The organism is Candidatus Cryptobacteroides sp. (genome assembly GCF_056207615.1).
In genome coordinates, this window is the sequence record NZ_JBAEER010000068.1 from 1 (window position 1) to 9,698 (window position 9,698).

Below are 9,698 nucleotides of genomic sequence, written 5' to 3' on the forward strand. Positions count from 1 at the left end.
TCGGCACCGTGCATCATGAGGTGAACTATACCGTCCAGGAGGGACTCGATGCCATCCGCGACGTGATCTATTTCATCGAGACCTACGACGTGACGACAGTCCGCGCCAGCACCCCTATGTACCTGCTTGCACGCGTGATCAGGTCCATGGGTATCAAGATGGTGCTTTCCGGAGAGGGCGCAGACGAGGTTTTCGGAGGCTATCTCTACTTCCACAAGGCTCCATCTGCAGAGGAGTTCCACAAGGAGACCGTCCGCAAGCTCGGAAAGCTCTACCTCTATGATTGCCTGCGCGCGAACAAGAGTCTCTGTGCATGGGGTGTCGAGGGCCGTGTGCCTTTCCTCGATAAGGAATTCCTTGACGTTGCCATGTCCATCAGACCTGACGCAAAGATGTGTCCAGGATCTACTATCGAGAAGAAGATTGTCCGCGAGGCATTCGAGGACATGCTTCCTGAGAGCGTTGCTTGGCGCCAGAAGGAGCAGTTTTCCGACGGCGTGGGCTATTCGTGGATCGATACCCTCAAGAAGGTTACCTCAGAGGCTGTCAGCGACGAGCAGATGGCGCATGCGGCAGAACGCTTCCCGATCAACACCCCGATGAACAAGGAAGAGTACTACTACAGGTCAATCTTCGAGGAGCATTTCCCAAGCGCAAGCGCAGCACGCAGCGTGCCTCATGAGGCAAGCGTGGCATGCTCGACTGCGATTGCTCTCGAATGGGACGCCGCATGGAAAGGCCAGAACGAGCCTAGCGGACGTGCTATCAAGGGCGTGCACGAGCAGTCTTACAAATAGAAAAACGAAGAACTTAACAAGTATAAAACGAACATGCAGACACTCATCGAAAGCCGTGATTCGGTCAACAATTGGATGGAACGCTACGGCGTCCGGTTCGGAGTCTACAAGAATGGGATCTTCAACGAGCAGATCTTCCCATTTGACTCCATCCCCAGAACCATTTCCCACAAGGACTGGCAGATGCTTGAAGCCGGTCTCATCCAGAGGGTTAAGGCCCTTAATGCGTTCCTCTGGGACATCTATCATGAGAAGAACATCATCAAGGACGGCGTGGTCCCTGAGGAGTTCGTCTATGCTTCCAAAGGCTATATGCCGGAGTGCGAGTCAGTCGATCCTACCTGCAAGGTCTATTCCCACATCAGCGGAATAGACCTTGTCGAGGGTAAGGACGGCAACTGGTTCATACTCGAGGATAATCTCCGTATCCCTTCAGGAGCTTCCTATCCTCTTATTGCCAGGGAGATTACCCGCAAGGTTTCTCCGACTACCTTCATCGACAACAGCGTCGCCGACAACCGTGACTATGCTGATATCCTGAAGGACATGATGGACAACATGAACGGTGGACGAGGCATCAACGTCATCCTTACCCCTGGAAGATACAACTCTGCTTTCTTCGAGCACAGCTACCTTGCCGAGAAGACTGGCGCTGTTCTGGCTTTCCCAGGTGACATGATGGTCGAGGACGACATCGTATACTATACCGGTATCTACAAGGAGAAGGTACGTGTCGGCGCTATCTATCGTAGGGTGAGCGACGAGTACATGGACCCAATGGCTTTCGAGGCAAGTTCTCTTCTCGGCGTTCCTAATCTTTTCCAGGCTTATAAGAAGGGCACTGTTGCTGTCCTCAACGGCTTCGGAAACGGAGTCGCAGACGACAAGGGTATCTACTACTTCGTTCCAAAGATGGTCAAGTACTATCTCGATGAGGAGCCAATACTTCACAATGCTCCGACCTATCTTCCTTATTATAAGGAGGACTATGACTACATCCTTGCCAACATCTCGAAGCTCGTCATCAAGGACGTCAGCGAGGCCGGCGGATATGGAGTCGTTTTCGGCAGGGACCTTACTCCTGAAAAGCTTGAGGAACTCAAGACCCTCATCATCGAGCAGCCACGTCGTTGGATTGCCCAGGAAGTCATCGACTTCAAGGGTCTCGAGATTCTCGAGGGCGATACCAAGGTATGGCGCAAGGCTGACCTCAGGGCATTCGTGGTGACCGGAGGCAAGAGCGAGGACGGCACTCCGGCTGTCAAGGTATGGAAGAGCGGACTCACTAGATTCTCGAGGAATCCGAACTCCTTCGTGGTGAACTCCAGCCAGGGCGGTGGATTCAAGGATACATGGGTGATGAACAAATAGACGATAACTATGGAAAAACTCATACTTTCTCCCGCAAAGGGAAACAGCCTTTATTGGCTCGGACGTTATACGGAGAGGATTTACCTCTGTCTCCACCTGCTCCGCAAGTGCTATGACATGATGATAGACGGAGACTCTGACGAATACTCCCGTTATATCGAGAAGATCGGCAATTTCGTTGTCTATGGCGATGAAGGTGCGATCAGAAGGGGTCTCATCAACGATGCTACCAACCCCGCAGCTCTGATCTCCTGCATCGAGTGCGCTAATGACAACGCTCTCGTGGTAAGAGAGGAGATCACATCCCATACGCTCGGATATGTCCAGCTCTGTCTCGAGGCTCTCAGAAAATCAAGCAAGAACGATTGTGAACCCAATGTGGATTTCCTTCAGACCCTTACCGACTGGACGCTCGCGTTCTGGGGCTCGGTCGAGGAGAGAGTCTACGATGAGCGCGTCAAGACTCTGCTGAAGATAGGAAAGCTTGTCGAGCATATTGACATGAACATAAGATTCGGATACAAGTTCTACAGGATAGAGGAAGCTCTCATGACGCTCTCATTCTATCGTAAGCTGCAGCCGAACGCCTTCAATCCAGATGCCTTCGACGATCTGAAGGCCCTCCTCGTGGAAGGAATGTACGAGCCCGAGAATGTGAATTACACCAATAAGGTGCTGACTATTCTCGGTAATCTCGTAACTTTGTAATTGATGAAGACTTTCCTTTACTCATACGAGTCCAAGGCAAGTTTCTCCAGACCGGTCACGGCGCACAGCTTCCTTCTCAGGGCTGTCCCCTTCGACGATGAGGTACAGAATCTCGTCGAATCATCGGTGGAGATAACTTCAGGACCATGCTTGCTTTCGACCTCCACGGACGTGTGGGGGTCGGAACTGGTGTATGGGCATATCGCGGAAGCGCATGCGGAGTTCTCCTATGTGAGCAAGGGAAAGATAGTCGTCAGCGGTGGCCGTCGAAAGGAAGAGAAGCCTTCTCCGGTGTTCTTTCTGCCATCGGCGCTTGCATCGTATGACTCTTCGATGGAGCCCCTGCTCAGGAGCGGGTCTGCAGAATCGGCAGCGATGGAGATGGCCATGGCGGTGAAGGAGAGGATTTCTTATGTTCCTGGTTCGACAGGCAATGCAACTACCGCCTTGCAGGCCTATTCCCAGTCATGCGGAGTGTGCCAGGACTTCTCCCACATACTGATATCACTCTGCCGCCACAACGGAATCCCAGCCCGCTATGTCTGCGGCTTCTACGAAGGAGAAGGGGAGACGCATGCATGGGTGGAGATATGGACTTCCGGGGAGTGGATCGGGATCGATCCTACGGCCGGGAGATTCTGCGACGACAGGTACATTGCGCTCGGAAGGGGAAGGGATGCGGCCGACTGCCCGGTCAACCGAGGTCTCTTCACCGGGATAGTGACCCAGTCGACCCAGACCGTGGTCAAGGTAAAACAGATAAATGAAGATGGTAAAGACGATATTTGAAACGTCCATGCCTGTTGATGAGAAGTTCTCTATCAGGAAGCACATCATCCGACATGGCGAAGGAAAGAAGCGTATATGCATAGTCACCGGAACCCATGGTGACGAGCTGGAGGGCCAGTTCATCTGCTTCCAGCTGCAGCACGATATAATGAAGGAGCTCGAGTTCCTCGACGGTACGGTTGAGGTATATCCTGCCCTGAACCCTATGGGCATTGACTCCATCACGCGAGGAATACCGAACTTCGACCTGGACATGAACCGAATTTTTCCCGGCGATCCTGACGGTACCATGGCCGAGCAGGCTGCGGCAGCGGTCGTAGAGGACCTCAAGGGTGCGGACATGGTCATAGACATCCATTCCAGCAACATCTTCCTACGCGAAGTTCCGCAGGTGAGAATCAGCGAGCAGACGGCGGAGAAGCTCGTCCCTATGGCCCGTCACCTCAATCTCGCCTTCATCTGGGTGCATGCAGCGGCGACGGTGCTCGAATCTACTCTCGCACATTCTCTCAATTCCGTCGGCACTCCGACTCTCGTCGTGGAGCTCGGCGTCGGTATGAGAATCAACCATTATTACGGCAGGAAGATTACGCTCGGCATCAAGAATCTCATGCGTAGCATGGGCATGTGGAAGGGCGACATTGACATGAACGAGATATCGGATCCTATCCTCTCTACAGGAGACCAGGTCAACTTCGTGAATGCTCCGGCGTCCGGAATCTTCTCGACTGAGACCCATAACAACAAGATCGTCGAGGAAGGGGACAGCCTCGGGCAGATCATCAGCCCTCTGACCGGTGAGGTCATCGAGGATATCAAGTCGCCGTGCAGGGGCTATCTGTTCACCATCAGGGCATACCCTGTCTGCTATGAAGGCTCGTTGCTAGCACGTATTCACCGCTTGTAGGAAAAGGAAATGAAGAAGGAGATACTTTTCAGCATGGAGTCGCCATACCGCGACACATTCAGGATATGGGGCTATCGTTTCGGCTCAGGAAAGAAGAGCCTTGCCGTGATCGGAGCTCTCAGGGGAGATGAGGTACACCAGCAGCTCGTATGCGCAGAGCTGATCTCGAAACTCAGAGAGATGGAAGAGCAGGGACATCTGATCCCCGGCCATGAGATACTCGTCGTACCGTCGGCGAATCCATTCTCTACAAATATTGAGAAGCGTTTCTGGGCCATGGATAACACGGACATCAACAGGATGTTCCCGGGTTACGATCTCGGAGAAACCACCCAGAGAATCGCTTCCGGACTGTTCGAGGCCATCAAGGACTATTCATACGGCGTCCAGATGGCAAGCTCATATATGCCGGGAGACTTCATCCCTCATGTGAGGCTGATGAGGACGGGACTTGAAGACTTGGAGACCGCAAAGCTATTCGGAATGCCTTACGTGGCAATCCGTGATCCTAAGCCTTTCGACACGACTACGCTGAACTACAACTGGCAGATATGGAATGCTAAGGCCTATTCAATATACGGTGGGCAGAACGATGACGTTAGCCTGGCCAGCACGAAGTCCGTTGTCAGCACGCTTCTGAAGTTCATACACAAGATAGGACTTGCCGACATTGCGTCGGATGCGTCGAAGCCTTCATTCGATTCAGTTGTGTTCAATGAGAACACACTGATCACTCTCAAGGCTCCTGCGGCCGGTGTTTTCAGAAAGAAGGTCGGTGCCGGCACTGAGGTGCATGCGGGGCAGGTGATAGCCAGGATCGTGGATCCATACGAGGGCACTGTGCTTGACAGTCTCGCGTCCCCTTGCGACGGAGTCGTATTCTATGTATTGAATAAGCCACTGGCACTCCTCAACGTGCCTTTGTTCAGGATAAGACCTTTCTAACCATATTCGTTGGTTGGCATGTGGTGAATGTGCTAATTTTTCTTACCTTTGGAAATTAGAAACAATAACACAAACTAGATATGGTAGATTTTAATTTCTATGCACCTACAGAGGTGGTATTCGGCAAGAAGTCTGAGGACAAGGTTGCCGAGATGGTAAAGAAATATGGCGGTACCAAGGTACTCCTTCATTATGGTGGACAGAGCGCAATCCGTTCAGGTCTTCTCGATAAGGTCAAGAAGAACCTCGACGACGCAGGCATCCCTTACGTAGCACTCGGTGGCGTGGTTCCAAATCCACATCTTGCTCTCGTACACGAAGGTATCGAGCTCTGCAAGAAGGAAGGCGTTGACTTCTGTCTCGCAGTAGGTGGCGGTTCAGTTATCGACTCTCTCAAGGGTATCGCAATGGGATACTACTATGAGGGTGACGTATGGGAGATCTATGCCACCGGTAAGCCTATCCAGAAGGCTCTTCCTGTAGGTTGCGTACTTACCATTCCTGCAGCAGGCTCAGAGATGTCCAGCGACTCAGTAGTCACCAACGAGGACGGTCTTCTCAAGAAGGGATACGGCAGCAACCATCTCCGTTGCAAGTTCGCAATCATGAACCCAGAGAGAACTTACACTCTTCCTGCATGGCAGACTGCTTGCGGCGCTACCGACATCATGATGCACACCATGGAGCGTTACTTCTCGATCGAGGACGATATGGACGTTACAGACCGTATCGCTGAGTCTATCCTCATCTCAGTTAAGGAGGCAGCTCCAGTCGCTCTCGCAAATCCTACCGACTACCACGCACGTGCACAGATCATGTGGGCAGGAAGCCTTGCACATAATGACCTTACCGGTTGCGGTACCATCGGTGACTGGGCTACACATCACCTCGAGCATGAGCTCAGTGGTATGTTCGACGTTTCTCACGGTGCAGGTCTCGCAGCCGTATGGGGCAGCTGGGCACGCTATACCCGCAGCCAGAACATGGGCCGTTTCGCACGCTTCGCAAAGAACGTCATGGGCGTCAATACTGACGGCATGAGCGCAGAGGAGGCAGCAGAGGCCGGTATCCAGGCTATGGAGGCATTCTACCACTCAATCGGCATGCCTACCAGCATCCACGAGCTTCTCGGCAAGGAAATCACTGACGAGCAGATCGCAGAGATGGCAGACAAGGCAAGCAACTATGGCAAGAAGACTCTCGGTGCCCTCAAGGTGCTCGAGCGTCAGGATATGGTGAATATCTACACTCTCGCAAAGTAATTTGGCAGATACAGCCCTGAGAGCAAGAGGTGTTCTCAGGGCTATATAAATGAAGAGGCCGCTCCCCGAAAGGAACGGCCTCTTACTTTTTAAGATAACGTTTTATTTGGTGAGTTTCTTTGCGACCTTGAGGAGCTTCTTGCTAGGAACGTCCTTGCTGTCAGCTGGAACGAGGAACCACTTTACGGTGTACTCAAGAGCCTGGCCAGGCTGGAGAGTAGTGTAGGCACCCTGGCTCTCGATCTCGATGAAGGTCTTACCCTCGTTGACATATACCTGAATCTCGGCCTCACCTGGAGCAGGCTGGGTAGAGATGATGTCAGGGAACTGCTTCACGAAGAGGAGACCGTTGTTCGCATAAGCGAGCCAACCTCTACCGTCTGCGTTGGTCTTGCGGTTAGCAGGCTTCTCGTCGAATGCATACCAAGCTGCACCGTACTTGGAAACGAAAGGAATGAGCTCACCCTGAGCCGCCTCGATGCTCTTTGGAGCCGCCTCGAAGAAGATGAGACCGTTACCGGGAACACGGGTAATCTCCCAAGGAGCTACCTGCCTTGCCTTGTCAGCGCGGTTGATGATTGAGTAGGTGATGGCGATAGAGTTGTCGGTAGCATCGGTCTTGAAGGTCTTCTTGATCTGGTACTGATACTTCTCCGAAAGCTTGCTGGTCATCACGAGGGCATCGCCCTGCTTCTCGACTGTGTATGGCAATCTGTCATACTCAGCTACAGGAGGCCAGTTCCACTCTGCCTGAGGGCTGGTCCAGAATGTGCTGCCGAACTGGTTGAAACCCTTGAGCTCTGACATCACTTCCTTACCGTCATACTTGAAGGACATGACCTTTGCACCCTGACCTGCGTCTACTACCATGGTAAGCTTGCCTACCTCGAGGGTATAAGGATCAGGTTCTGGTGCAGGCATTCTCATCATACCAGGCTGCGCGTTGGCTGCGAGCGCTGCGAATGCCATTGCTGAGCAAATAATGAACTTTTTCATTTATCTCGTAGTGTTTTTGGTTGTTACTTCTGATTAGAGCACCTTGTAGTCGAAAGCCTTCACAGTTGCACCTTCGCTTACGAGTACTGAAGGACGGAGAGCGAAGAAGCCCTTGTAGACGTTGTGATGGTATCCGGAAACGTCCACGCCTTCCTCAACAACGTTCCACTCCTTGCCATCGAGGCTCTTGTAGGTGGTGACCTTGTTGTGATCGTTCACGATGCGGAGGAAGAAATGGCTGTCCTCAGCCTGTACTCCTACATAAGCATCCTCGTTGTAGAAGAGGTAGAGACCTGCCTTTGCGCCCTCTGCGCACTCGTACTCAGCGCATACTTCATACGCTCTGTCGACTGCTGTGATGGTCCAGAGCTCGCCGCCCTCGAAGCCTGGCTCCCACTTTGCCCACATGATAGGGTTGTGGAAGTCGCGGAGGTTTGCGAACTGTACGCTGCCCTCTACGTCCTCTTCGAAGTTGAGACCTGGGTCAGCAAGCATAGGCCAGCCATCCTCTGTCCAGATTACGCTCTCGATGATGGATGTACGTCCGAGAGTGTGGTAGCTGTTCCTATATGAATGGTATACGATGTACCAGTTGCCTTCTGCGTCGTCGAAGAGAGTTCCATGACCCTTTGACCACCACTCCTCATCAGCTGAGTAGGTGTGTACCATAGGGTTGTATGGGCTGTTCTCCCATGGACCGAGAGCAGAGGTGCTGCGTGCTACTACCACCATGTGGCTGGTTGGAGGGCCTGCAGTACCACCTTCAGCGGTGATGAGGTACCAGTAATCTCCATGCTTCACGAGCTTCGGTGACTCGAGCCAAACGCCTTCGGTCTCCCAATCTGATGGGAAGTCCCATCCGTCATAGACCTTCTGGTTAGGGCCTGCGGTAGCAAGACCGTCGTCGGTGAGCTCAACCATGTGACCGTTGTTGGTATAGAGGTAGTGCTTGCCGTTCTCAGCGAGGACATGGCCAGGGTCGATACCGCGTACGTTGATGAGTATAGGCTCGCTCCAAGGACCATGAGGGTCGTCAGCCATGACTACGAAGTTCTGGCCGCTGCTGGTAGGGTAGTAGATGTAGAACTTCTCACCCACCTTGCAGATCTCAGGTGCATAGATTGAATATGGCTGGTCCTGGACGGCACGGGAGATTGGCTCCCAGTTGACAAGGTCGGTAGAGTGCCATACGAGGAGGCCCGGATAATAAGTGAACGATGAGTGGGTCATGTAGAAGTCCTCTCCGTCGCGCATGATGCTTGGGTCAGGGTAGTCACCTGGGAAGACGATCTTCTTCATGGTAGCCTGCTGCTCACTGCTGCCGCAGCTGACCGCAAAGAGGGCGGCCAGTGCGACTGCGAATGCTGTAATTATTCTTTTCATTTAGTGTATCTGGTTGTTGCGGCTTTACTGCCGCGGTTTTCTATCTGCTACTTGAATACCTTCTGAGCGAACTCGTAGAGGCTGCGACGCCAGCTCTGCCACTCGTGTGCTGTACCCTCCGAAACATAGAAGGCGGTGTTCATGCCAGTCTTTCCAAGCTCTGCGGTGGTCACGCGTGGGTCGGTTCCCCTAGGGTTCTCGAGCTCACGGCTACCGTAGCTGATGAATACGAGCTTGTTGTTCTCACGGAAACCAGGTGCGTTCTCGACGTCCTCGACAGAGATTGCTCCACCGCTGAACATACCGATCCATGAGAAGGTCTTAGGGTTGGTGAGAGAGATTGCACGGGTCTGCATTCCACCCATTGAGAGACCTGCGAGTGCACGATGCTTGCTGTCTGCGATGACACGGTAGTTCTTCTCAACCATAGGGATGATGTCCTTGATGAGGATGTCGCCGAATGCACCAGCTGAGAGAGGGCGAGGACCCTGCTGCTGAGGGCGTGCCTGAGGCTGACCCTGTGGGCGTGGCTGAGGTGCC

The 9,698-nt window shown here is 53.0% G+C and carries 9 protein-coding genes and 1 pseudogene; 7 read left to right on the forward strand and 3 right to left on the reverse strand.

The window, feature by feature from the left end:
- From AC06ND_RS04075 to AC06ND_RS04105, 7 genes are all read left to right on the forward strand, one after another.
- Positions 1–797: asparagine synthase-related protein (locus AC06ND_RS04075; protein WP_475677717.1), on the forward strand; the 797-nt coding region annotated here is incomplete at its 5' end.
- Positions 798–830: 33 nt separating this feature from the next.
- A complete protein-coding gene (locus AC06ND_RS04080) occupies positions 831–2,168 on the forward strand; it encodes a circularly permuted type 2 ATP-grasp protein (protein WP_475677718.1) in 1,338 nt (445 codons plus the stop codon).
- A gap of 9 nt (positions 2,169–2,177) precedes the next feature.
- Entirely contained in the window at positions 2,178–2,876 is a 699-nt protein-coding gene (locus tag AC06ND_RS04085; RefSeq protein ID WP_475677719.1) for an alpha-E domain-containing protein, read from the forward strand.
- 3 nt (positions 2,877–2,879) lie between these two features.
- Entirely contained in the window at positions 2,880–3,665 is a 786-nt protein-coding gene (locus tag AC06ND_RS04090) for a transglutaminase-like domain-containing protein (protein ID WP_475677720.1), read from the forward strand.
- Positions 3,640–4,572: a M14 family metallopeptidase gene (locus AC06ND_RS04095; protein WP_475677721.1), complete on the forward strand. Its 933-nt coding sequence runs from the start codon at positions 3,640–3,642 to the stop codon at positions 4,570–4,572. Before AC06ND_RS04090 ends, AC06ND_RS04095 begins: the two co-directional genes overlap by 26 nt.
- Before the next feature lie 9 nt (positions 4,573–4,581).
- The gene (locus tag AC06ND_RS04100) at positions 4,582–5,517 is read left to right on the forward strand and encodes a M14 family metallopeptidase (protein ID WP_475677722.1); all 936 of its coding nucleotides are present in this window, start codon (positions 4,582–4,584) and stop codon (positions 5,515–5,517) included.
- A gap of 80 nt (positions 5,518–5,597) precedes the next feature.
- Entirely contained in the window at positions 5,598–6,779 is a 1,182-nt protein-coding gene (locus AC06ND_RS04105) for an iron-containing alcohol dehydrogenase (RefSeq protein ID WP_475677723.1), read from the forward strand.
- 102 nt (positions 6,780–6,881) lie between these two features.
- Here the strand turns inward: AC06ND_RS04105 and AC06ND_RS04110 are convergent, their stop codons facing one another.
- From AC06ND_RS04110 to AC06ND_RS04120, 3 genes and pseudogenes are all read right to left on the reverse strand, one after another.
- Positions 6,882–7,775, reverse strand: coding sequence for a hypothetical protein (locus tag AC06ND_RS04110; RefSeq protein WP_475677724.1), 894 nt, complete (start codon positions 7,773–7,775; stop codon positions 6,882–6,884).
- A gap of 498 nt (positions 7,776–8,273) precedes the next feature.
- Positions 8,274–9,074 (reverse strand): annotated as a pseudogene (locus AC06ND_RS04115) (family 43 glycosylhydrolase); the annotation flags it as partial.
- A 131-nt stretch (positions 9,075–9,205) separates the two neighbouring features.
- The coding region (locus AC06ND_RS04120; protein WP_475677725.1) for an alpha/beta hydrolase at positions 9,206–9,698 on the reverse strand (493 nt) is incomplete at its 5' end.

Coding starts and splice junctions, on each gene's coding strand:
- AC06ND_RS04110 (WP_475677724.1), bottom strand. CDS start 7,775: ATGAAAAAGTTCATTATTTGCTCAGCAATGGCATTCGCAGCGCTCGCA.
- AC06ND_RS04095 (WP_475677721.1), top strand. CDS start 3,640: ATGAAGATGGTAAAGACGATATTTGAAACGTCCATGCCTGTTGATGAG.
- AC06ND_RS04090 (WP_475677720.1), top strand. CDS start 2,880: ATGAAGACTTTCCTTTACTCATACGAGTCCAAGGCAAGTTTCTCCAGA.
- AC06ND_RS04085 (WP_475677719.1), top strand. CDS start 2,178: ATGGAAAAACTCATACTTTCTCCCGCAAAGGGAAACAGCCTTTATTGG.
- AC06ND_RS04105 (WP_475677723.1), top strand. CDS start 5,598: ATGGTAGATTTTAATTTCTATGCACCTACAGAGGTGGTATTCGGCAAG.
- AC06ND_RS04100 (WP_475677722.1), top strand. CDS start 4,582: ATGAAGAAGGAGATACTTTTCAGCATGGAGTCGCCATACCGCGACACA.
- AC06ND_RS04080 (WP_475677718.1), top strand. CDS start 831: ATGCAGACACTCATCGAAAGCCGTGATTCGGTCAACAATTGGATGGAA.